Source organism: Rhodococcus sp. SJ-2, assembly GCF_053750035.1.
The window spans coordinates 2,243,660-2,267,366 of the sequence record NZ_CM132340.1; the positions used below are offsets into that span (position 1 = coordinate 2,243,660).

The 23,707-nt window shown below is 64.0% G+C and carries 21 protein-coding genes and 1 pseudogene; 19 read left to right on the top strand and 3 right to left on the bottom strand.

All coding sequences use genetic code 11. The annotated features are described in order from the left end of the window. Window positions 1–1,572: an MFS transporter gene (locus tag ACSYG9_RS10505; RefSeq protein WP_440127110.1), complete on the top strand. Its 1,572-nt coding sequence runs from the start codon at window positions 1–3 to the stop codon at window positions 1,570–1,572. A gap of 48 nt (window positions 1,573–1,620) precedes the next feature. Next, entirely contained in the window at window positions 1,621–2,892 is a 1,272-nt protein-coding gene (locus ACSYG9_RS10510; RefSeq protein ID WP_454842372.1) for a hypothetical protein, read from the top strand. A gap of 30 nt (window positions 2,893–2,922) precedes the next feature. Here the strand turns inward: ACSYG9_RS10510 and ACSYG9_RS10515 are convergent, their stop codons facing one another. Beyond that, a complete protein-coding gene (locus ACSYG9_RS10515; protein WP_454842373.1) occupies window positions 2,923–3,315 on the bottom strand; it encodes a hypothetical protein in 393 nt (130 codons plus the stop codon). A gap of 302 nt (window positions 3,316–3,617) precedes the next feature. On the opposite strand from ACSYG9_RS10515, the gene ACSYG9_RS10520 reads away from it, so the two are divergent. The 3 genes from ACSYG9_RS10520 (at window position 3,618) to ACSYG9_RS10530 (ending at window position 5,512) form a co-directional block, all read left to right on the top strand. Then, a complete protein-coding gene (locus tag ACSYG9_RS10520; RefSeq protein ID WP_440127613.1) occupies window positions 3,618–4,190 on the top strand; it encodes a carboxymuconolactone decarboxylase family protein in 573 nt (190 codons plus the stop codon). After that, complete coding sequence (locus ACSYG9_RS10525) at window positions 4,187–5,050, top strand: RNA polymerase sigma-70 factor (RefSeq protein WP_440127113.1); 864 nt, start codon at window positions 4,187–4,189, stop codon at window positions 5,048–5,050. Before ACSYG9_RS10520 ends, ACSYG9_RS10525 begins: the two co-directional genes overlap by 4 nt. A gap of 189 nt (window positions 5,051–5,239) precedes the next feature. Continuing rightward, window positions 5,240–5,512, top strand: coding sequence for a GlsB/YeaQ/YmgE family stress response membrane protein (locus ACSYG9_RS10530; RefSeq protein WP_440127614.1), 273 nt, complete (start codon window positions 5,240–5,242; stop codon window positions 5,510–5,512). A gap of 459 nt (window positions 5,513–5,971) precedes the next feature. Here ACSYG9_RS10530 and ACSYG9_RS10535 read toward each other — a convergent pair whose 3' ends face one another. Then, entirely contained in the window at window positions 5,972–7,048 is a 1,077-nt protein-coding gene (locus ACSYG9_RS10535) for an NAD-dependent epimerase/dehydratase family protein (protein ID WP_454842375.1), read from the bottom strand. 144 nt (window positions 7,049–7,192) lie between these two features. On the opposite strand from ACSYG9_RS10535, the gene ACSYG9_RS10540 reads away from it, so the two are divergent. The 13 genes and pseudogenes from ACSYG9_RS10540 (at window position 7,193) to ACSYG9_RS10600 (ending at window position 22,381) form a co-directional block, all read left to right on the top strand. Continuing rightward, the gene (locus ACSYG9_RS10540) at window positions 7,193–7,546 is read left to right on the top strand and encodes a Fe-S protein (RefSeq protein ID WP_454842377.1); all 354 of its coding nucleotides are present in this window, start codon (window positions 7,193–7,195) and stop codon (window positions 7,544–7,546) included. A 90-nt stretch (window positions 7,547–7,636) separates the two neighbouring features. Beyond that, window positions 7,637–8,119 carry a nuclear transport factor 2 family protein gene (locus tag ACSYG9_RS10545; RefSeq protein ID WP_454842379.1) on the top strand — a complete coding sequence of 161 codons (483 nt, stop codon included), beginning with the start codon at window positions 7,637–7,639 and terminating at the stop codon, window positions 8,117–8,119. Between the two features lies 1 nt (window position 8,120). Further along, window positions 8,121–8,957 (top strand): SDR family NAD(P)-dependent oxidoreductase, encoded by an 837-nt coding sequence (locus ACSYG9_RS10550; protein ID WP_440127117.1) that lies wholly within the window; start codon window positions 8,121–8,123, stop codon window positions 8,955–8,957. Between the two features lie 67 nt (window positions 8,958–9,024). Beyond that, on the top strand, window positions 9,025–9,756 hold the full coding sequence (locus tag ACSYG9_RS10555; protein WP_454842380.1) for a Clp protease N-terminal domain-containing protein: 732 nt from the start codon (window positions 9,025–9,027) through the stop codon (window positions 9,754–9,756). A gap of 670 nt (window positions 9,757–10,426) precedes the next feature. Next, entirely contained in the window at window positions 10,427–10,594 is a 168-nt protein-coding gene (locus ACSYG9_RS10560; protein WP_454842382.1) for a hypothetical protein, read from the top strand. A 106-nt stretch (window positions 10,595–10,700) separates the two neighbouring features. Further along, window positions 10,701–10,979: pseudogene (locus ACSYG9_RS10565) on the top strand (MvdC/MvdD family ATP grasp protein); the annotation flags it as partial. 57 nt (window positions 10,980–11,036) lie between these two features. Then, a complete protein-coding gene (locus tag ACSYG9_RS10570) occupies window positions 11,037–11,714 on the top strand; it encodes a hypothetical protein (protein ID WP_440127833.1) in 678 nt (225 codons plus the stop codon). After that, window positions 11,711–12,817 carry a TIGR04500 family putative peptide maturation system protein gene (locus ACSYG9_RS10575; protein ID WP_454842383.1) on the top strand — a complete coding sequence of 369 codons (1,107 nt, stop codon included), beginning with the start codon at window positions 11,711–11,713 and terminating at the stop codon, window positions 12,815–12,817. Before ACSYG9_RS10570 ends, ACSYG9_RS10575 begins: the two co-directional genes overlap by 4 nt. A gap of 62 nt (window positions 12,818–12,879) precedes the next feature. After that, window positions 12,880–14,964, top strand: a complete 2,085-nt coding sequence (locus ACSYG9_RS10580) for a peptidase domain-containing ABC transporter (RefSeq protein WP_454842385.1) — start codon at window positions 12,880–12,882, stop codon at window positions 14,962–14,964. Window positions 14,965–15,020: 56 nt separating this feature from the next. Continuing rightward, complete coding sequence (locus ACSYG9_RS10585; RefSeq protein WP_454842387.1) at window positions 15,021–17,879, top strand: BTAD domain-containing putative transcriptional regulator; 2,859 nt, start codon at window positions 15,021–15,023, stop codon at window positions 17,877–17,879. Between the two features lie 96 nt (window positions 17,880–17,975). After that, the gene (locus ACSYG9_RS10590; RefSeq protein WP_454842389.1) at window positions 17,976–19,457 is read left to right on the top strand and encodes a carboxylesterase/lipase family protein; all 1,482 of its coding nucleotides are present in this window, start codon (window positions 17,976–17,978) and stop codon (window positions 19,455–19,457) included. A gap of 80 nt (window positions 19,458–19,537) precedes the next feature. Next, complete coding sequence (locus ACSYG9_RS10595; protein WP_454842391.1) at window positions 19,538–21,658, top strand: catalase; 2,121 nt, start codon at window positions 19,538–19,540, stop codon at window positions 21,656–21,658. 228 nt (window positions 21,659–21,886) lie between these two features. After that, entirely contained in the window at window positions 21,887–22,381 is a 495-nt protein-coding gene (locus tag ACSYG9_RS10600) for a DUF4383 domain-containing protein (protein WP_454842392.1), read from the top strand. Window positions 22,382–22,395: 14 nt separating this feature from the next. Here ACSYG9_RS10600 and ACSYG9_RS10605 read toward each other — a convergent pair whose 3' ends face one another. Then, entirely contained in the window at window positions 22,396–23,211 is an 816-nt protein-coding gene (locus ACSYG9_RS10605; protein ID WP_440127126.1) for a DUF1206 domain-containing protein, read from the bottom strand. Window positions 23,212–23,400: 189 nt separating this feature from the next. On the opposite strand from ACSYG9_RS10605, the gene ACSYG9_RS10610 reads away from it, so the two are divergent. After that, window positions 23,401–23,667, top strand: a complete 267-nt coding sequence (locus ACSYG9_RS10610) for a DUF4235 domain-containing protein (RefSeq protein ID WP_169689147.1) — start codon at window positions 23,401–23,403, stop codon at window positions 23,665–23,667. Window positions 23,668–23,707: the final 40 nt, after the last annotated feature.

Here is a 23,707-nt window from a genome sequence, read left to right on the forward strand (position 1 = left end):
GTGACCACACCCGACCAGGGCCGTCCCACTCGCGCACCATTGGTGCTGGCATCGTTGATCCTCGTCGCGGCGGTCGCGAACCTGAACCTCGCCGTTGCGAATGTCGCACTGCCCGATATCGGGAAAGCCTTCGATGCGACTCAGACCAGTCTCAACCTCATCGCGGTCGGATACTCGCTCGGATTGGCGGCGTCCGTCCTCTATCTCGGCGCCATCGGCGACCGCTACGGACGCAAGAGCATGCTGCTCCTCGGCATGGCGCTGTCGGTGCCCGCGTCGCTTGTCGCCGGCCTTGCACCGAACGAGGGGATCCTGTTTCTGGCCCGGGTGATCGGGGGAGTGTCGGCTGGGCTCGCCTATCCGACGACGTTGGCGCTGATCACGGCGCTGTGGTCGGGAGCGGGCCGGACCCGAGCAATCGCGTTGTGGTCGTCGATCGGCGGTGGTCTCACCGCGCTCGGGCCGCTCGTCGCCGGGTCGCTGCTGGAAGGCTTCTTCTGGGGATCGGTGTTTCTCGTGACGATCCCGCTGGCACTCGTGGCGCTCGGCCTCACGATCGCGATCGTGCCGAGCCATGTCAACGAGTCGACGGACCCCGTCGACCACCTCGGCGGAATCGTGTCGGTAGTCCTCGTCGGATCACTCGTCATCGGTATCAACTTTGCTCCGGTGGACGGAATGACCACCGTCGCCGTGTCTGCGCTCGCGATCGCTGTCGCCTCGGGTGTGGGTTTCGTGATCCGTCAACTGCGGGCGCGGAATCCGCTGTTCGATCTGCGGATCGCGCGGCGTCGGACCTTCTGGGTCGCGGCTGTTGCGGGCATCATCGTGTTCGGCACGCTGATGGGGACGATGTACATCAGCCAGCAGTACCTGCAGAACGTCCTCGGGTATTCGACACTCGCCGCGGGATCGGCCGCGCTGCCCGCTGCGTTGGTGATGGTGCTGGTGGCGCCGCAGTCGGCGAAGCTCGTCGAGTCGCACGGGGCTCGGTTCACGCTGCTGCTGGGATACGTCGCAATCGTGCTCGGATTGGTGGTGGCTCTGATGATGTGGGACGCCGATGCCCGCTACTGGGTTGTTGCCCTGGGTTTCATGTTCCTCGGCGCAGGTGTCGGCCTGGCAGGCACACCGGCATCCCACTCGCTGACGGGCTCGGTGCCGGTGTCGCGCGCGGGCATGGCCTCCGGAACAGCCGATCTCCAGCGCGACCTCGGTGGCGCCATCGTGCAGTCGATTCTCGGAGCGCTGCTCACAGCGGGGTATTCGGCATCGTTCGCAGCCACGATTGCCGCGAATCCGCAGGCGTCGTCGGTCAGCGAACCGACGCAGGCCGCACTGGAGAAATCGTTCGCGGGTGCGGCGAACATCGCTGAACGGTATCCGCAGTACGCGCAGCAGATCATCGCCGCAGCCCGAGCAGCATTCCTCGACGGCGACACACGCGCATACGCGGCAGCGATCGCCATCGTCCTCCTCGGTGCGGTACTTGTGTTCTTCGCATTCCCGAAGCGCGACGCCGAGCGCGAGCTACTGGCGAGTTACGCCGCAGAGGATGCGCGTGAGGCCTGAACGGCGTGTCGTCGGTGCCCGAACCGGCAGTTCGGCGAAGGTGGCGGCATGGTCTCTGCCTTGCGATACGTCCTCATCGTCGCCGGGGGTGTTGCATCAGGTGTCGTACTGGGTGAGCCCAGCGTCGACACCTACATCGACTTCGGCTCGAACGCGGTGTTCGATTCCGATGTCGCAGCGGTCGCGGCGGGCTCGATCGTGGCGATACTCGTAGCAACGGTGTGCCGTGGCCGCTCCCAGGTGGCAATCGCGGTCCTCGCAGGGACTCTGCTCGTGGCGATCGTCGCGTTGCCCGGAGCATGGCGTTACGACACCTATCCCGCGACGATCGGCGCGGGCCTGATTCTCGGTGGCCTGTTGACGATATGCAGGGGACCACAACTGCTGTCTCGGCAGAGCGTCCTTTCCGGTGCTGTGGTCGCCGGTCTGTTGACGGCGTCGCCGATCGCCGAATACCGAAGGTTTGCGGCCGCGTCCCCCGGCTGGGCCGCGTACGTCGAGGTGAGTGAGCAACCAGCGAATATCGTGTGGTTGACCTCGGCGATTGCCGTCGCTGTCTTCACGATCGTGACAGCGGTGATCGGCGGTATCGATACGGGCGACGACGCACGGGCGTGGGACACGCGTGAGCTGGTGGCCGGAGTCGGAATCCCTTTCGTCGCAATCATCTTGTACTGGTCGTTCGACCGTGCCCTGTACACGCCGACGAGTGACTTCGGGCAGGGGCGATGGATTCTGGGCATCCTGATCGTGCCGATCGTGATCATCGCGGCACTGAGCTTGCGGAACCGCTCCGGAAAGCTGCTTCTCGCCGCTGCTGCACTGCTCGTCTCGGCTCGTGCAGCAGAGGAGCTGGCCCCGGGCGCGTGGCCGATCCTGTTGATCCCGTCGGCACTGGTGGCTCTCGGTGTGTGGCTCGGCCGCCGCTATCCGGTGCCGCTTGTCGGGATCGGAGTGCTGGCGCTCGTCGCGGCGACGGCGATCTTCGAGCGGGCACCATGGGACAACATGCATTTCGTATCGACGATCTTCGTCCTACCGTGTGCTGCCGCATACACGATCGTCTCGTCCCTGCCCTCCACCGCAACTGTGACTGCGACGTCGCTGACGCTGCCGGCCGTGATGGCGCTGCCGTTGATGATCCAGTTCGGATGGACCGCATACACCCCGCTCACCGAAGCGAATCAGGCCTTTCCGGAAGATGTGCCGAGCACGTGGACGGTGATGACGGTCGCTGCGTCGGTGGCGTCGGTGATTGCGTGCGGTGCCGCTATGGCGTGGTTGCAGTACCGGAGGCCGGGCCGGGACAACACTGTGTGATGGATGGCCCGGCGCCCGGTATTGCAGGCGTCAGGGCACGATCACTTCGGTCGACACGGGGATGTTCGGCCGGTCGGTCCGGAGAGTGAGTTGGACCCGCCCCGGACCCGTATGTACCTGCACGACCATCGGAGTGGTGCTCGAGTGGCGTGCGGGAACGAAGTGGCTCACCGAACCGCTCTGCCCGGTGTCGAGGTTGCGCCAATCGATGATGGCGGTGACGTCGCAGGCCAGGAATGTCGGCGCCCACTCACCCAAAGGTGAGAACCCCTGCGTGATACGCAGTTCCACGGAGTGAGTGGAACCCGGCGCATTCGAATACTCGTACAGCGGACCGTCGTACGCGGTGCCGGACGCGCTCAATATGCCTGCGCAGATGCCATTTCCCAACGTCAACACCGGCGCTGTCCCGACATCGTTCATAGCGCAGGATCGCGGTCCCACATTCGACCACCCGAGCATGCATGGGTCGGCGGCACTGGCCACGCCCGGTGCCGCAACGAACATTGCAGTGCCAAGGAGTCCGGCAGCTGCAGCTGAAGTCAATCGATGTGAAATTTTCATGCCCTCCACATCGTGCACGATGCAGAATTCATTACACCGGCCGGGCACATTCGGTGCCCCGACGATGCACTACCTCATCGAGCCTTCGAATTTCGAACTGCGTGTCACATTCGAGGCATCTCCGGTGTCTTCATGTCGACACCACTTCGATCGGAGGAATGATGACCACCAGAATCCCGCCGGCGGAAATGACCGGACTCTACGGCGGACTCGTCAAGGCCATATCGCGACGCATGGTCGGCAACGTACCCGACGGTGTAGCCGTGTTGTGGCACAACCGAAAGGTGATGAACTTCAGTCTCGGTGTCGGCCGCAGAATCAAGCGATGGGACCGGTGCGACGAGAATCTGAAGTCGCTCGCCAACATGGCGGCGGCGGCGTTCGTCGGATGCGAATTCTGTCTCGATTACGGGTATTTCGAGGCACACAACAAGGGTCTCGACGAGAAGAAGGCGCGTGAGACACCGCGGTGGCGCGAGTCCGAGGTGTTCACACCACTCGAACGTGACGTGATGGAGTACGCCGAGGCGATGAGCGCTACCCCGCCGACCGTCACCGACGAATTGTCGGCCCGCCTGCTCGATACACTCGGTCCGGCCGCACTGGTCGAGTTGACGGCCCACATCGCGTTCTCGAACTTCGCGACGCGCTCCAACATCGCGCTCGGTGTGAGTTCGGAGGAATATGCGGCGAGCTGCGCTCTCGAGCCGCTCGCCGTAGCGTCGAAGTCATGACCGACGATCCGTTCGTCGCCCACCGCGGCCTGCTCTTCACAGTCGCGTACGAGATGCTCGGTTCGGCAGCCGACGCCGAGGACGTCGTCCAGGAAGCATGGCTGCGATGGGATGCCGCGGACAGGACAGAGGTACGCGACGCCCGCGCATACCTGGTCCGGATCGTCACTCGTCTGTCGCTCAACCAGTTGCGGACATCGGCGCGGCGACGCGAGGAGTACATCGGAGAATGGCTGCCCGAGCCTGTCCTGACCACCCCCGATGTTGCGGAAGATCTCGAACTGGCCGACAGCCTCTCCATCGCGATGCTCACCGTGCTCGAGACACTCGCACCGGCAGAACGTGCGGTCTTCGTATTGCGTGAGGTTTTCGATACTCCGTACGAGGAGATCGCCGCTGCGGTGGAGAAGACGCCGGTATCGGTCCGGCAGATCGCTCACCGTGCCCGCAGACATGTCGCCGCGCGACGACCCCGGATGGAGGTCGATCCGGGCGAGCAGTCTGTGATTGTCGAGAAGTTCCTGGCAGCAGTCACGACGGGCGATATCCAGGCGTTGATGGAGGTCCTCGCCCCGGATGTCGTCGCGATTGCGGACGGCGGTGGAGTGGCGCCGGCATCGAAGAAGCCGGTCGTCGGAGCGCGGCGGCTCGCCTCGCTGCTGGTTCGCTACCCGAAGCTTCGGGGTTTCGAGGTGGCTGCCACTCGGATCAACGGCATGGCGGGTGCACGCCTGACTGCGAACGGCGCCACGGTCGTGGTGAGTGTGGTGGTTGCCGACGGCAGGATCACCCACATCTACGGGATCGCCAATCCGCACAAACTGGGACGCATGAACGAGACGGTGGAGTTGCGGCGGTGAGACGTCGCCGGGCAACTCACGACCTGTGCGGGCTTCGTGCTCCACGAACACCGCGTACCCGAAAATCTGCGCAAACAGGTGTAGTCCGCTCTTCGATGGGTATACAGCGAGGACGCTGTCGATGTCCGGCACGGAGTGGATCTGTGCCGGACATCGCTTGCCTTGATGCACGAGAAGGGACTTGTAGCGATGCTCGGACTCGGAATTATCGGCTGGATCATCATCGGCGGCCTGGCCGGCTGGATCGGTAGCAAATTCATGGGCACCGACGCCCAACAGGGCATTCTCCTCAACATCGTCGTCGGCATCATCGGTGGACTGCTCGGCGGCTTCCTGTTGAATCTGCTCGGAGTCGACGTCGAGGGTGGCGGACTGATCTTCAGCTTCCTGACGTGCTTGCTCGGGGCGGTTATTCTGCTGTTCCTCGTCAAGGCAGTCACGGGGCGTGGCGTTCGTCGTTGATCTCTGCTGCCTGAAACTCGCCGTGGCCGACTCGATGTCGACCACGGCGATTTTCTTGTCCGGAGTGCGCACCTGCGTGGCAACACGAATGAAACTTGTATTGTCTGTGAAATAGATCACCCTCCTTTTTCTGTCGTGTAGGTGATTGGGCGAACGGTCTGGGTACGCGATGTGTGCAGATGGGAAACGGCCCTGATGCAGAAGAAATGAATGCGGACCGAGTCCGTATCTACACGAGGAGGAAGAATGACCGAAATCCTGCAGGCAGTAATCGACAACCTCGATGCCATTCTCGGTACGCTCTCCAGCGGTAGTGCACAGCTACTCGGAACGCTGCAGTAATCGCACTCCGCTAGAGGGAATCGGAGGGTTTTCCTCTGAGAGTGTCGATCTGCACGATCATCGGCCACAGCGGTTGATTCGACCGCTGTGGCCGATGCGTGTCGGCAACGAAGTGGATCAGGGACGGACGCCCACTCCCGTGGCGATTTCCCTTATCCGGCCCCGCGGCGAGTCGGGCGCCAGAGGCGGGGTGGGAAGTCCGGCACCGGCGCGCAGCCCCTCGACGAACTCATCGAGGATGTCAGCAGGCGCATGAGCCGGGGACCAGCCGAGTTCAGCACGCGCGCGGGCACAATCCATCAATGGCAGGCGCAGTACGGTGTCGAGCAATCCGGGTTCGGCCGGCGCGATGTGGGCGTGCCACGCGGCGGCGACTGCCGACCGTACGAGTCCCGGGCGGACAGCGACGACACGTGCGCTGAGTACATCGGCCAGAGTGCGCGCGTCGACCGAATCTTCTGCAGCGATGTTGAACGCTCCGCGGACGGGGCGTACGACGGCGAGCCGGTAGGCCTCGGCGACATCATCGGCGTGGACGATCTGCATGCGTAGCCCGGGCATGTCGGGGACGACAGGGATGGTGCGCAGGAGTGAGCCCGGCACGAAGGGTCCCGCAAAGATCCGCCGCTGTGCCGACGCGGACCCGCGCTGGAAGATGAAACCCGGCCGCATGCGCACCACTCTGATATCGGGGTGGCCGAGCTCGAAAGCGTCGAGCCACCGTTCCAGATACGCTTTCTCTCGTGGATACGCTGCGCCGGGCCACCCGTGCGTGGGCCAACTCTCGTCGACCCTGCGATCATCCCGTGGACCCGGGGAGTAGGCGCCCACCGACGACGCGACCACGATGGTCGATACCCCCGCTGCTGCGGCCGCGGTCAACGTTCGAATCGTGCCGAGCACGTTGTTGGACCACGTCGCCTCCGGTTTGTGCGTCGGCTGGAAAAGCCAGGCGAGATGCACGAGGGCGTCGGCGCCGTGCAGTGTCGAATCGAGATCGTCCACGGCGATGTCGACGGCCGCGAATTGTGCTTTGGGTGCAGTCCAGTCGGTGTCACGTCGTGCGACACCGAGCACCGAGCCCACACTCGGGTCGGTGCCGAGCGCTCGGACGACGGCGGTGCCGACATTCCCGGTCGCGCCGGTCACCACGACGTGTTTGTTCGGCAGGTTGGCTTTCGGGTCTTCGGTCATGGTTCCGGGTACCCGCGATGGCCTGCGTCAACCAGTGGTGTTGATGAACCACTACCCTCCCCGCAGGTCTTGACTGTCCTGTATATGTCACAGCCGAAGATGCTCTGGCCGAGTCATACCCACCGATAATGCAAGGATATTCGAATGGATCTGCTTCGCGACGTTGTTGTACTTCTTCATATCGTCGGCTTCGCAGTCACATTCGGCGGATGGGTCACCGAAACAGTGGCCCGGCGATTCCGTATGACCCGCGTGATGGACTACGGGCTACTGTTGTCGCTCGTCACCGGCCTCGCATTGGCCGCGCCGTGGCCTGCAGGAATCGAACTCGACTACACGAAGCTCGGCGTCAAACTCGTGGTCCTCGTGATTCTCGGGGGTGTCATCGGCATGGGCAGTGCCCGCCAGCGACGCTCTGGCGAGCCTGCGCCGCGTCCACTGTTCTACGCCGTCGGCGTCCTTTCGATACTCAACGCCGGGATCGCCGTCATCTGGTGACGGATCCTGTCCAGCGGGAGCCTTCGTATACCCGATCGGCGCGCGCGGTTAGTGTCCGGCGCATCGGATCCACGCGGAAGGAACAGTGATATGCCGACCGTCGAAGAGCGCCTCGATCGCCTCGAAGCTCTCGAACAGATCAAGATGCTCAAGCATCGATATTTCCGGGCGTGCGACGCCAAGGATCCTGAAGCCATGCGCGCGTGTTTCGTCGAGCGGGGAGCCGACATCTACTACGGTCCTGCGCTCGGTAGCTTCGACGACGCGGACGGGCTGGTCGACATCTACTCCAGAATCGCCCTCCAGCGCGTCGATGATCGGTACGTCATCCTCGACATGCACCACGGCATGCACCCCAGCATCCAGCTCACCGGCCCGACTACCGCGACCGGCGCGTGGACGCTGCGTTTCCGGCAGGTGGATCTGAACGCCCGCACCGAACGGGTCACCGCCCTCGACTACGACGACGACTACGCGGTCGAGAACGGCGAATGGAAGGTCGCCAGGTGCCACGTCAAGGTGCTGTGGTCGATCGAACGTCCCCTGACAGACGATGTGAAAGTGGTTCAGTAGCATGCCTGAGCGCAAGGTTGCCCTCGTTACCGGAGCGAGCCGCAGCGTGGGTAGAGGCGTTGCGTGTGCGCTCGGTTCGGCCGGGTGGACGGTCTACGTCACGGCCCGCGGGTCCGTCGGCGTGGATGGCCCGCTCGACCGGACCGCCGCGATGGTCACCGAACGAGGCGGAAGCGGTATCGCTGTACAGTGCGATCACCTGGACGACAAGCAGATCCACGATCTGTTTGCGCGGATCGCGGACGAGCAGGGCGACCGTCTCGACCTGCTGGTGAACAACGTATGGGCGAGCCCGAAAGGGTTTGCCGGCTTCAGTGATCCATTCTGGAAGCGGCCGGTGGACGACTGGGACAGCCTCATCGGTGTGGGTCTGAGAGCCCACTACGTCGCGTCGGTCGAGGCTGCCCAGCTCATGGTGCCTCGTGGAAGGGGCATGATCGTCAACATCTCCTCGTTCGGCACTCGTGGGTACCTGCATTCAGTGCTGTACGGGATGTCGAAGGCGGGTCTGGACAAGATGGTGGCCGACATGGCCGTCGACCTGCGCGGCACCGGCGTGACCGCATTGTCGTTGTGGCCGGGACTGGTGAAGAACGAAGCGATGCTGGCACGCGGCCTCGACAACTTCCAGGGATTCCCACTCGCCAACGCCGAGACCCCAGAGTTCATCGGACGGGTCATCGCTGCGTTGGCTGCCGATCCGAAGGTGAACGAACGCAGTGGATCCACGCTGATCACGGCCGAGGTCGCGTTGGATTACGGCGTTGTGGACATCGAAGGAAACCAGCCGGATTCGCATCGGAGCGTATTCGGGGGAGGCCCGGTCTTCGGAGGCTGATCAACCGGCACACACATAGCGTCAATCCATGGTTGACGCGCGTCATACGTCAACCTATGGTTGACGTATGACTGAACCAACGCGTAGCACCCATCCGGTTCGCCTCGACGACCTCATCGAGGCGATTAAAAAAGTCCATCCCGACGCCCTCGATCAACTCCAGGACGCCATGCTCGCCGCCGAACACCTCGGGGAGGTCGCCGACCACCTCATCGGCCATTTCGTCGACCAGGCCCGACGCTCCGGTGCGTCGTGGTCGGAGATCGGTCGGCGCATGGGAGTCTCCAAACAGGCTGCCCAGAAGCGATTCGTCTCCAAGGCCGACAACGATCTCGACCCGAACGAGGGATTCAACCGCTTCACTCCGCGCGCGAGGAACGTGGTGATGGCCTCGATGAACGAGGCACGCGCCGCAGGCAATGTCGAGATCACCCCCGAGCACCTCGTTCTCGGGTTGTTCGCGGAACCAGAGGGTCTTGCGGCCCGCGCGATGGTCGCGCAGGGCGTCGCGCAGGACGAACTGCGACGTACCGTTCTTGCTGCGCTTCCGGCGAAGACGACCGGCCAGGTTCCCGAGCTGATTCCATACGACGCGCGCGCTCGAAAAGCTCTGGAACTGACTTTCCGCGAGGCCCTGCGGCTCGGCCACAACTACGTGGGTACCGAGCACATTCTCCTGGCGCTCCTCGAACTGGAGAACGGCACGGGAGCGTTGTCGTCGGCCGGTGTCGACAAGTCGAAGGCAGAAGCGCACGTCGCCGAAGCGCTCGCCGCGATTATTGCCGAGCAGGAGAAATAGCACGAACCTCAACCCTCATTGCAGGAGTGTCACTTTCGGTGCTGGTCATCGCGGGATGCAGTAACGACACTTCCGGCAACGAGGAGACCGTCGAGATGCCCCCTGCCACCCCTACCCCGACCACCACCCTGCCCGCCTCCCGCGCCCGGTACGTCCGCCGACGCGTTCGGTTTCCCGACAGACACCGATGCCAACGCCTGCACGTACGACGAGGACTTCTGACAGACGAAGCTGCTCAGAATCCGCACAGTGCCTTCCGCGAACGTGACCCTGTGCCGGAACGTCCGGCACGCACGCGACGCGAGGAGATCTGACATGCGCACATTCGTCATCGACACAATTCCGGTGGAGGGCGTGGAACTGGACGAATCACGGCTTGCTCGGATTGTCGGAGGCTTGCCCAAGAGCCGGGGTGACAGGGAGCGGACCGGCTGCACCCCCGATAGCCCTATCCGAGGGGACGATCCAATCCTGCACTGAGCCCGGAATGCCGGTCACTCGACTCGGCGAGGGACGCACAGTTGCGTCCCTCGCCGAGTTGTGTCCAGCAGCAGTGTTCGGTGGCTGTGTATTTGCTGCGCTAATTCATTGCTCAGAGTCTGCACAGCGGCCCTCGTGACTATATCCGTGCTGCCGGGAGGTCCGGCACGGAACACACGAGGAGAGCCGAATGAGCACGTTCGCAATCGACACGATTTCCGCGACCGGCGCCGAACTGGACGAGTCACACCTAGCCCGGATCGTGGGCGGCAAGGCGAAGACCAAGGAAAGGTGCGAGATCATCATCAACCAGGAGACATGCCAACCAGAGGGCCCGGATCGCATCGTCCAGGGCTAGTTGAAGGGTTGTCGACCCATCTGTGCGTCTCTCACCGGGGAGATCGCGCCGATCCGTAGCCCGGGGCGTGATGCTGCGCCCCGGGCCGCCTCCGGAGGTCTTCGTAATGCCAGATGTCCTTGTCCTCACCTGTTCCGGCGACGTGCATGCAGAAGCTGTCATAGAGCGGTTGTGCCAGCGCGGGGCAGACTTCGCCGTTATCGATCCGGGAGATTTCCCCGTCACCGCAGTACTTTCAGTCTCTTACTCCCGATCCGGACTCATCGAACGCACCCTCATAGGCTCGGCAGGACGTCTTGATCTCGGTGCCATCGGCAGCGTCTGGTTTCGGCGGCCCAATGTGCCCGAACCACATCCGGAGATCGACCATCCCGGTGCTCGTGACTGCGTCCGCGAGGAAATCCGTGCTCTCTCGCGATATATGTGGGACAACCTCGACTGCTTGGCTGTGCCAGGGACGATGAGGGCCATCCGAGAGGCATCGTGCAAGCCGGCGCAACTCGCGCGCGCCGGTCGCCTCGGGTTCGAATTGCCTCCAACAATCATCACTACTGATCCTGAGGAGTTTCTGGAGTTCTGGGGTAGTCATGCTGGGCAGGTCATCACGAAACCGTTGGATGGCCTCAGCATCGGAGTGGACGGAGAGGTATCCGGCCGATATTCCGAGATCCCGACCATCCTCGATCTCGCCGCAGCGGACGCTGTGAGATTCTGCCCTGTCATTGCGCAGGCGTATGTGCCCAAGGATGTGGAACTGAGGGTGACCGTCGTCGGTGACCGCGTGTTCGCGGTCGAAATACGCAGTCAGCGAAGTAATCATGCTCGACGGGACTGGCGAAACTACGATGCCGCCCCGGGCATGTACGCACTCCACTCGCTGCCGGATGAGACGGCCGAGCGCTGCATTCGGCTCGTGACCGAGCTGGACTTGAACTATGGCGCCTTGGATCTGATCCTGACACCCGACGGGCGCTATGTCTTTCTCGAAATCAATCCGGCCGGCCAATGGCTGTGGCTCGAATCCGCGACCGGCGCCCCGATCGCGGACGCGGTCGCAGATCTGCTGCTGTCCACCGGCGACCGGTCCTCACGATCCTTGATGAACGGAGCCCTTCGATGACTCTCACGATCCCGCAGCGGCGGCATTCATTCGACCCGGGCGTGGTGTCCGATGCTCTGGACGTGATCCTGTTGGAGAACAGTGCTGGGCACACTGATTCGTCGGAATCCCTCCGTTTGCTGCGCGAGAGCAACAGTGATTTGCGGATTCGGTTGATACGGCACGTGGAGCCTTTCGACGGGTCGTCTCAAAGCGCACTGCTCATCACCGACACGGAGGGAAACGTGACAACGGTGTCGTGGTCGCCGCCCTCGACTGTGCCGTGGCCGCTTCGCGGGGCGCGGCGGGCCGGTGAATCAACCCTGTTGTCCGTCGACGGGGAGACGCTCACGGTCGGTGACGCCATTCTGCATCTCGACGGGATGTGGGACCGTCCGGACCTCCTCACCGGACTCATCGATGCTTGCGTGATACGTATCGAGCTCGAGGAAGACCCTGTCGAGTTGACCGACGCACAGATGCAGGAAGCTCTCGACGCGTTCCGCCGGGCGCGAGGTCTGCTCACTCGCGACGCTACCGAGGCATGGATGGCACAGAATCATCTGAGCCCGAACATGTTCGAACGAACCGTCCGGCACGAAGCCGAGCTTGCGATCCTTCGTCGCCGCGTGGTCGGCGATCGTGCGTCTGCGTGGCTACGTGAGCATGGAGAGACCCTCGACCGTGCGCGTATCACGCGCGCAGTGTTTCCCAGCCGTGCAGAGGCACGCGAGTTCGCAGCACGGGTTGCGGATGTTGACTCCTTCGATGCGGATGACGCAATCCGCTACTTCGCCGGCGAACTGGGGCTTGCTGTGGCCGACGGTCGCGGACAGGCGGAATTCTGCGACGTCAAACGTAGTGATCTCCACGGCGAACTCGCGAATTCGGTTCTCGCTGCGGCGCCGGGGACTGTGATAGCTGCCGAGACGGGTGATGGCGAATGCGAAGTTGTGCAGGTCCTCGCCGTGTATCGAAGCCGGCTCGACGCAACTGCACTGCACATCGTCGAGCGTCGACTGTTCGGTGAGTGGCTTGCCGAGCGCAGGCGCGCCGCGCGTGTCGAGTGGTTCTGGGGAGAGGCCGAGAAGACCGATCGCGTGACGGCGGGCATGGCGTCATGACGCGGAGGGTTCGGTTGCGACACCAGTCGGGGATCTCGGACTGCGGTGCAGCATGCCTGGCCATGATTCTCGACTTCTACGGTGCACCGATGCCGGTCAACGACGTGGCGGACGACCTTGCGGTGGGGCGCGACGGGACGACGGCACTCACGCTGGTTCAGGTTGCCCGCGACTATGGGCTGGACGTGCGTGCGTTCGGCCGGCCCGCCGAGTCGATCGCCGACGGACACACGAGGTTGCCGGCCGTGGTGCATTGGGATCACAACCACTTCGTCGTCGTCGACCGTGCGACGGCGCGATACGTGGCGGTGGTGGATCCGAGTCGGGGACGGCAGCGCCTGACGCACACTGATTTCGCGGAGCGGTACTCGGGTGTTGTGCTCGAGTTCGGTGCGGGCGACATATCGTCGAAGACGCGGCAGGTACGGCACCGCGATACCCGCTGGCGGCGAGACTTCCTCGACCTCGTGTGGCGGGGCAACCGCGCATCGTTTGCGGGGGTCCTGAGTGCGGCGGTGATTCTGCAGATCGTCGGTGTCATAGTCCCTTTGCTCACCGCATTGTTCGTCGACAGGGTCGTTCCCGAGTCCGATTTCGGGCTCTTGGGCATGCTTGCGGTTGCGGTGGCGGGTATCGCCTTCGTGCTCCTTGCTCTGGGGGCACTGCGTACCGTGGTCATCGCTCGGATCCGCCGGCGGGTCGATGCCGTGCTCACCGGATATTCGGTCGAGCGACTGTTCGCACTGCCGTTCACGTACTTCATGCGACGGGGTACCAACGACGTTGCTCAACGCATCGGCGGTATCAGTACAATTCGTGATCTGTTCACCGAGAGGGTTGTAGCTGCTCTGCTCGACGGTCCACTTGCCCTCACCTATGTCGCAATCGTGATGTGGTGGGCACCGAGCGTCGGGGTCGGACTGCTGGCACTGACCGTGGTGCAGGCGTTGCTGATCGGCGTTGTGCATCGACGAGTTGTCGACCTGTTGCAACGTGAGGCTGCGACGGCGGCCGAAGCGGAGGGCACTCTCATCGAGAGCATCCGCGGGATCGAGACGGTGAAGGCGTCCGGAACCGAGGCTGTGGTGATTGCCCGGTGGAAGCGATTGTTCGAACATGCTCTCGCCGTGTCGGTCCGCAGTTCGCTCGTGTCGGGGCTGGTCGACGCCGCACAGGCGGCTTTGCGTGCGGTTGCGCCTGCGGTGCTCCTGTTTGTCGGGGCGTTTCATGTGGTGAGCGGCAGGCTTTCTCTCGGTCAGCTGATTGCGGTCAACGGGATGGCAGTGGTGGCGCTCGGATGCGTGACGTCGTTGCTCACACTCGTGCAGTATCTGCAGTCTGCCGCGGCATATGCACGGCGCCTTCAGGACATCCTCGAATCGGATGTGGAACAGGAAGGTCTCGACGTAAATACGGCGCCGCAACTTTCGGGAGCGATCCGGCTTCGGGGTGTCGGGTTTCGTTATGGTCCGAGGTCCCCGTGGGTACTCCGCGGCATCGAGTGCGATATTCCGGCGGGTGCCACAGTTGCGTTGGTGGGGCGGTCGGGTTCGGGGAAGAGCACGCTCGCGCGCCTACTGCTCGGGTTGTACGGCCCAGAGGAAGGCACCGTTCTCTACGACGGTCTCGACGCGCGGTGCTTGGAGGCGCGGTCACTGCGTGCACAGTTCGGCGTGGTGACGCAGGGCAGTGCACTGTTCACCGGGAGCATCGCCGACAACATTGCTACAGGCAATCCCGAAGCGCCGTTCGTGGATATCGTGCACGCGGCCTCTCTTGCACAGATCCACGAGGAGATTGCTGCGCTGCCGATGGGCTACGACACGGTTCTCCGCGAGGGCGGTGGTCTCTCCGGTGGGCAGCAACAGCGCGTGGCGATAGCTCGTGCACTCTTGACGCGGCCTCGCGTGTTGTTGTTCGACGAGGCGACGAGTGCCTTGGATTCCATGACCGAAGCTGCGGTCGTAACCGGACTCGGGCAGCTGCGCCAGACCCGAATCGTCATCGCTCATCGTTTGTCGACGGTGCGCACCGCCGACCTGATCTTGGTGCTCGAGGCAGGCAGGATCGTCGAACGCGGCAGCCACGCGCAGTTGCTCGCGAAACAGGGAATCTATGCAGGTCTGTGTGCCGAATCAGCGCGGTAACCTCGAGGTCTGGAGGTCCCGGGGAGTGGGGCCGTGACCGTTTCGGGGGATGCCACGTGGGCTCGGCACCTGCACAGATCACCGTCTGTGTTCTCGGTCCTGTCACGGCGTACCGTGACGGTGCGCCGGTCGACCTCGGAGGGCCGCGTCAACGTGCCCTGCTCGCTGCCCTTGCCGTCGCATCGCCGCATGCAGTGAGTGCGGAACAGCTTCTCGGCGAGGTGTGGCGTGACGTGTGCGCTCCGACGGCCAACGCACTGCATTTCGCCGTGTCGAAACTGCGTCGTCACCTCGATCCTCGGCGTGAACGTGGGCAACAGGGCCCGGTCGTGCGCAGCGGACATGGCTATTCCCTGCAGGTCGCAGGATTGGATTCGGCCCGATTCGAAGCGCTCGTCAGAAAAGCCCACGAGGTTCGCGCCGACTCGGCACCGTCTGCTCTCGACGATGCAGCAGTGCTTCTTCGTGAGGCGCTCGACTTGTGGCGTGGCGATCCATACCAGGACGTCGCGGACCTCACCGGCGTCGTCCTCGAACGAGCACGACTGGACGAAAGGTACCGCGACGGATCGAGTGCACTCGTCGACCTCGATCTCGCGCGCGGGTATCCGCGGGAGGCCCTCCAGGCTGCGGAGGCTCTTACCGATCGGTATCCGCTCGACGAGAACGCGTGGGAGCTGTTGGTACGGGCCATGTATCTGAGTGGTCGTCAGGCCGATTCCCTTGCTGCGATCCGGAAGCTACGGCGCACACTGATGGAAGAACTCGGGGTCGAGCCCGGCGCCGCGATACAGGACCTCGAGCGAAGAATCCTCTCGCACGAGGTCGTGGACGCTGGGCACCCGACACCCTCCGCGCAGACACCCGTGGCCGCCGTGATCTTGGATGGCGTGTCCAGCCCGGCCCCGGCTCTCCCGACTTCCCGCACACGGTTGATCGGACGCGCGGCCGATCTGACGCGAGTTTCGGTGCTGCTGGCCGATCACGGTCTGGTGACCCTTTTCGGTCCCGGCGGAGTAGGGAAGACACGCCTCGCTCTCGAGGTGGCAGGCGGTGTCCGAACCGGGGACGGCCCCTGGTTCGTCGACTCGAGTGGAGTGACGGAGGGATTGTCGCTCGTCGTGACCGTCGCGCAGACCCTCGGTCTTCCGAGTGTGGACACCGCCGAGCGTCTCGCCGGACTGATCGGCCTGCGCACGATGTTCCTCGTCCTGGACAACTGTGAACACCTCGTCGACGCAGCGGCGCACCTTGTGGGAGTGCTTCTCGCGCGTTGTCCGCACGTGTGTATTCTCGCCACGAGTCGTGAGCTGTTGGACGTGGACAGTGAAATCGGATACGAGGTCCGGCCCCTAGATCACGGTGCTGCTGAAGAGCTGTTCGCTGATCGCGCTGTTCGATTCGATCCGGAATGGACGCTGACGAACTCGGATCGCGGCTCGGTGCGCAGAATCTGTGAAGACCTGGACGGGCTTCCGCTCGCGCTCGAGCTCGCCGCTGCCCAACTCTGTGTGCTCTCCGAAACTCAGATCGCCGACGGACTCACCGACCGGTTCGCGATACTCAGTGCAGGACAACGCTTTGCCGGTGCGCGTCAACGACACCTCATCGATACCGTCGAGTGGAGCTACCGGATGCTCGATGCCCCGACGTCGTGGGCTCTGCGATCCACATCGGTGTTTGCAGGCAGCTTCGACATCTACGGTGCCGCTGCCGTGCTCGGTGAGCAAGACCCGATTCGTGCGGCTCAGCCGATCCGCGCGCTGGTGAGGCGCTCGTTGCTCTCGGTGGTGCCCGGAACTGCACCGAGAAGGTTCACGATGCTGAACACCATCAAGCATTTCGCTGCCCAGCAGAAAACTACGGACGAGGGGGCGCACATTGCGGCGGCCTATCGCGACCACGTTGTCCGGCGTGCTGTCACCCTGGCTGCCGAGTTACGAGGAGCCAGTGCACGAGAAGCGGTGTCCGAACTGACTGCTGACCGCGCAGAGCATCGGGCAGCCCTCACCGCGGCGCTCGAACATGGTGATTCACATTTCCTACTCGAATTGTCCGGTGCCTTGTACTGGTTCTGGTACCGAGATGGAAACGTGTCGGAGGGCCTGCGCTTCCTGCGAGCCGCAATCGAGGGCGTCGAGCACCATCCTGTCCAGCCGAAGCCCGTAGACCTGGGCCGGGCGCTTGTCGGGATGGCACTCCTGACCGACCTGACCGGAGACTCCCGAGCGGCAATGCGGCACAGTGATCGTGCGCGGGAGGTACTGCTCGAAGCCGGCGACGCTGCCGAGATCGTGTATGCGGACTCGTTGCGTGCCTACTACCGCACGGTGTGCGGAGACCACGACAGTGCCGCGGAGATCACCCAGCGCATTCTCGTCGACGCTCGCCGGATGGGCGTCCACTGGATCGAGGCATCGATTCTGATGGTCATGGGAATCGCGCAACGTAACAGCGGCGATAGGGCGGCAGCAGCAACGCTGAGGAAGTCCGTCGATCTCGCGCGTCGGTGCGGCTACCAATGGGTATCGATCTGTTCGCTGTGGGCGTTGGTCAAGATCGCCGTGGATTCTCGCGATCACGGCAGGGCACTCGAACTTGCACGCGAGAGCCTCCCGATTCTCGAAGCAGAATCCGAAGTGACCGGGTGGATCGTCACCATGCACACTGTGGCAGCGGCGCTCGCGCAGTCGGGGCGCACTGCCGACGCGGCGCGTGTGCTGGGTGCCGCTCGGGCGCATGGTGAGCGGGTAGGGGTGCAGGCAGACCTCCTCGACCCGTACAGCGCTGAGGAAGATGCGGCGATGGCAGCGGCGTCGCTCACCGACGGCTTCGACACGTACTGCGAGGAGGGTTCCCGCCTTTCCCGTGAGGAAGTGAACGCGCTGCTGATGTCCTCTCGACCGACCCTGTGAATGGGCCACGGCATGGTTTCTGCTGTTGGTTCCCTACACACGGCGGGGCTGGCATGCGATGCTGACGATCCAACGGCCCGAACATGAGGAGAGCGAATGAATCCCGTCGTCGAGACCACACGTGGCCGGGTACGGGGAACGGTCGTGGACGGCACTGCAGTGTTCAAAGGTATTCCGTACGCGGCCACGCCTTCCGGCGACCGCCGGTTCGCTGCGCCGGAACCTGTACCCCACTGGGACGACGTGCGCGACGCGAGCGAATTCGGTCCTACCGCACCTCAACCGCTCTACGGGCCACCGCTCGACAAGCTGCTCGACGAGGTGATGATTCCGGGTGAGAACCCGCTGAACCTGAATGTCTGGGCCCCCGACCTCGAGGCTTCGCTTCCGGTGCTCGTGTGGATCCACGGCGGCGCATTCGTCCACGGCAGCAGTGCGATACCGATCTACGATGGAGCGAACTTTGCACGCGACGGCGTGGTTTTCGTCAGCATCAACTACCGGCTCGGGGCTGAGGGCTTCGCGCTCGTGGACGACGCCCCGGCCAACCGGGGCTTGCTCGACCAAGTGGCGGCGCTCGAATGGGTCCGCGACAACATCGCGAAGTTCGGCGGCAATCCCCATTCGGTAACGATCGTCGGCGAGTCGGCGGGTGGGATGAGCGTCGGGGCGCTGCTCGCGATGCCCGCGGCGCAAGGCCTGTTCCATAGGGCGATAGCCCAGAGCGGAGCGGGACATTCGGCGCTGTCGGCCGACACGGCGCGCACAGTGTCGCGTGCGCTCGCCGAGGCGCTCGACATCGAACCCACTCGCGCGGGTTTCTCGACTGTCGACCCGGACCGTCTCATCACGGCGCAGGAAGAGCTGACCGTGCGTATCCGTGGCGACAAGGACGCCGCGAAATGGGGTGAGATACCCACTCATGCAATGGCATTCGAACCGTGTATCGACGGCACGGTGCTGCCGGAGCTGCCCATCGACCGTCTCGCTGCCGGGGCCTGTTCCGACGTCGATCTCCTGATCGGTCACAACGAGGACGAGATGACCTTGTTCTTCGTGCCCTCAGGGGTCGATTCGATGATCGACGACAACAGTCTTCGCATACTCGCGGCCCCGTACGGGCTCACTGAACCCGCCTCCCTCGAGGCCTACCGGTCTGCCCGGCCGGACACGACACCGGGGCAGGTGCTCATGCATGTGCTGCGTGACTGGATGTACCGGATTCCGGCCGTGCGCATCGCCGAGGCTCGCGCCGCGCATGACGCCGCCACCTACGTGTATCGGTTCGACTGGAAAACACCCGTATTCGATGGCCGGCTCGGTGCGACGCACGCGCTGGACATCGGCTTCGCGTTCGACAACCTCCACGTCCCGGGCAACAGCGCACTGGCAGGGCCCACGCCTCCTCAGGAACTCGCGCAACGAATGCATCAGGCGTGGGTGACCTTCGTGACGACCGGTGCGGCCGGGTGGGCGCCGTATGGACGGCAGCGTACCGAGATGGTCTTCGGTGAGACCTGTGAGACGGTCGACGATGCCGAGCCCGAACTGCGTCTGTTGTGGAACGGGATCCGCTGACGACGTTTGGTCGCCGAGCCGGAGGGTAGTCCGCAGGGGAGTCATGTACAGCCCACCTCCTCTTGGATCGGAGTGACCACATGCCCGGCGAGACTCCCAAGGTTCCAGGTACACCGTCATCGATAGAACCGAGCGTCGAGGAGCCCACGACGCCGGTGGACCCGCCCGAAGCCAAACCCGACCAGTCCGAACCGGCCGGAGTGACCGCATCCGGCGCTCCGGTCGACGCGGAGCGCAAGCGCGCACAGCAGGGCCGCTATCTGACCACCGCGCAAGGGGCGCGTCTCACCGACACCGATCATTCCCTCAAGGCAGGGGAACGCGGTCCCACCCTGCTGCAGGACCACCATCTCCGCGAGAAGATCACGCATTTCGATCACGAGCGCATCCCCGAACGTGTCGTGCACGCGCGCGGTGCCGCGGCACACGGAGTGTTTCGCGGCAACGGTGCCGCGACGAGCCTGACCAGGGCCGGTTTCCTCGGCAAGGGTGTGGAAACTCCGGTCTTCGTACGCTTCTCGACGGTGCTCGGTTCGCGAGGCTCGGCCGACGCGGTGCGCGATACTCGCGGATTCGCGACCAAGTTCTACACCGATGAGGGCGTCTTCGACCTCGTGGGAAACAACATCCCGGTGTTCTTCATCCAGGACGCCATCAAGTTCCCCGACATCATCCATGCGGGTAAGCCCCACCCTGATCGTGAGATCCCGCAGGCCCAGAGTGCCCACGACACGTTCTGGGATTTCGTCACCCTTCACACCGAAGCGGCCGCGCACACGATGTGGAACATGTCCGATCGGGGAATCCCGCGGTCGTTCCGCATGATGGAGGGCTTCGGTATCCACACGTTCCGGTTGATCAACGAGTCGGGGGAGACCTCGCTCGTCAAGTTCCACTGGAAGCCGCGCCTCGGAGTGCACTCGGTGGTGTGGGAGGAAGCCCAGTTGATCAACGGCTTCGACCCCGACTTCCATCGGCGTGACCTCGCCGATGCAATCGAGGCGGGTGCGTATCCGGAGTGGGATCTCGGTGTGCAGGTGTTCCCGGATTCTCCCGAGCAGATGTTCGAGGGCATCGACCTGCTCGACCCCACCAAGATCGTTCCCGAGGAACTCGCGCCGGTGCAGATCATCGGCACCATGGTGCTCAACGCGAATCCGAGCAACTTCTTCGCCGAGACCGAGCAGGTCGCGTTCCACCCCGGGCATCTCGTGCCGGGTATCGACGTCACCGACGATCCGCTGCTGCAGGGGCGCCTGTTCTCCTATCTCGACACGCAGATCACACGGCTCGGCGGCCCGAACTTCGCCCAGATCCCCATCAACCGCACCCACGCCCCGGTCAACGACATGCTCCGCGACGGTTTCCACCAGCATGCGGTGCACACGGGAGTTGCGCCGTATCGGCCGAACTCGCTCGACGGAGGGTGCCCGTTCACGGCGGCGCTCGAGGATGGGGCATTCATCGACTTCCCGCACGAGCTTCCGGCTGCGAAGAAGGAACGCGCGGCGGCGCGGTCGTTCGACGACCACTTTTCGCAGGTCCGCTTGTTCTACGTGAGTCTGTCCGAGGTCGAGAAGCAGCATGTGGCCGGCGCCTACACGTTCGAACTCGGAAAGTGCTACGAACAGGCGATCAAGGAACGTGGCCTGCAGGAGCTCGCGAACATCGATCGCGACCTGTGTGCGACGGTGGCCGCCGGACTCGGGCTTCCTGCTCCGGAGCCGACCGTGCCCCTCGGTGATCCCACGCCGAGCCCGGCACTGTCGCAGGTCGGATCGACGTGGCCCGTGGACGGGCGTGTCGTGGGGATCGTGGCCGACGATGCCACCGATGTCGGTGAACTGCAGGCAGCCGTCCAAGCGCTCGACGCCGCAAGCGTAGTTCCGCTCGTCATCGCGCCGCACGGTGGAACGTTGGGCGCAGGCGCGGTACCGGTCTCGCGCACCTTCCTGACCGCGAGGTCGATCGAGTTCGACGCCGTGCTCTTCGCGGCGTCGCCCGCAGATCCTCGCGTGAACGTGCTCGTCGACGAGATGTTTCGGCATCAGAAGGCGCTCGGAGCGTGGGGGAGCGGGACCGGCGCGCTCGGGGACACCGCGGCACCCGGTGTCGCTACGGCAAACGATCCCCAGACGCTGGTTTCCCAGGTGCTCGAACTCCTCGGGTCGCACCGGGTATGGGAGCGCGACACCGTGTGACAGACCTCACCGGAACCTGGGGTTTCAAGTTCGGGAACCCCAAGTTATTCTTTCGTTACCTCTGGCCGCAGCTGATATTCTCGCTGCGGCCAGTTGTTATTCACGGCCTCTTCATCTTCGTGGTCGCGGCGGACCCGATCCGCCGATCCTGCACCCCCGTTTGGCACCACCGTTAAGTGGGTATCTCCCTTTTCCCCGACCGTTTCAGTGCACGATACCGAGGCAGCGATGAGTGTCGACGATCCGATTTTCGCGTCTCGGCGCCGAGTGCAGGGCTACGCGCTCGTCGTCGCCTTCGTCTTCCTGATCATCGGCGTCCTCGGCTTCGTCCCCGGACTGACGTCCAACTACGGCACGATCCTGCACGTGGGAGCCGATTCGCAGGCGCATCTGCTCGGCTTCTTCCAGGTGTCGGTAGTGCACAACGTCGTGCACCTGATCTTCGGCGTGGCCGGTGTGCTCGCTGCGCGCCGCTTGGCCTGGTCGCGCATTTATCTTGTAGCCGGCGGCTGTATCTACGTGGCGTTGGCGGTGTACGGGATGCTCATCGATCACCACAGTGTCGCCAACGTCCTCCCGGTCAACAACGCCGACAATTGGCTCCATATCGCACTCGGTGCGGTAATGGTGTTGCTCGCCGTCGATCCCCGGGGCAGTCAGCGCCCCCTGTTACCCGGGAAGCGTCTGCCGCGCAGGAGACGACTCCGCCCTCGACGCGGGTGACGGCGGCCGCTCTTCTACATCTTGGCGTAGCGGGCCATCGCAAAGCAGTACAGACCGTAGATCGCCACACCGGCCCCGGCGCAGGTGAGCAGCACAGCGCCGAACGGCTGCGCCCCCAGCGTCTTCAATGCTCCATCCAGTCCGGTCGCCTGGCTGGGGTCGCTCCGCACCGTGGCGATGACCACGAGGATTCCCACTCCGACGATCGTGATCCCTTTCGCGACGTAACCCACCACGGCGAGTGGCTCGATCCACCTGCCCGCCCCGGTCCGGTCATAGGTAGTCAGGTCGTCGCGGAATCCCCGTGTGACGCCCTTGTACACGTGATAGCCCCCGACGCCCAAGAGGACCAGCGCAGCGACGATCAACAGCGCTTTGCCCGGCAACGATTGCATCAGCCGGGCACTGAGCGCGGCATTCTGTTCGCCGCTGGACTTTCCGGATCCCAGAGCGAAACCAATTGTCGAGTAAGACAATCCAACGTACACGGCGGCGATCCCCATGGCTTTGACGCGGTCCAGCGGTGAATTCGACCTCGCGTGTTCGCTTTGCCCGCCCCACACCGCCTCGACCACCCGCCACAGTGCCATCGCGACGAATCCCACCGAAAGAACCCACAGCGCGATGCGACCTCCGGGTTTGTCGGCCAGTGTGGCCAGCGCGCCCGACTGATCGATGTTCTCCCTCGAACCGAAAGCGACCGCGACCGCGAGCATGCCGATCAGCAGATGGAGTACTCCACTGACGACATGGCCGAATCGTGCGCCGCGTTCGAATCCTCGGCTGCGTGCGGCTCTTCGGGCACCACGACCGACTTCGCCTGTCCTCATGTTGCTCCCACGTCCGTGACCTCCGCCTACGAGTCGCATTTGCCCCGTATCGAGGCCCGGACAGGAGTACCCGGAGAGGCCTCGTCGGAAACCCTGCGATCAATGGCCTGTTTGCGGCTGAGACGCGGCGGGTAGTTCGGACGAAGACGGCGGCACCGGCCGGTGCCGCAATGGAGGAGGAAGCAACCCATGGCCGACGCACGCGTGATCTTCTACAAACCACTCGCCCTTGCAGCAAGTGTCGGCGGCGGACTGCTCGCAGGTGCGGTCTTCAATCAGGTATGGAAGCGGATCGGTAGTGGTGAGAAGCCCGAACCGCAGGACTTGTCGCAGAAGACCCGCGACGTGCTCGTTGCGGCGGCAGTTCAAGGGCTCATCTTCGGCATTGTGAAGGCAGGCGTGGACCGGGCCACCGCGAGCGGCTTCAAGAAGGTGACGCACGTGTCGCCGGAGTAACCTGCTTCTCCGCCTTCGCCCGAGGGTGACGCGACGGCGA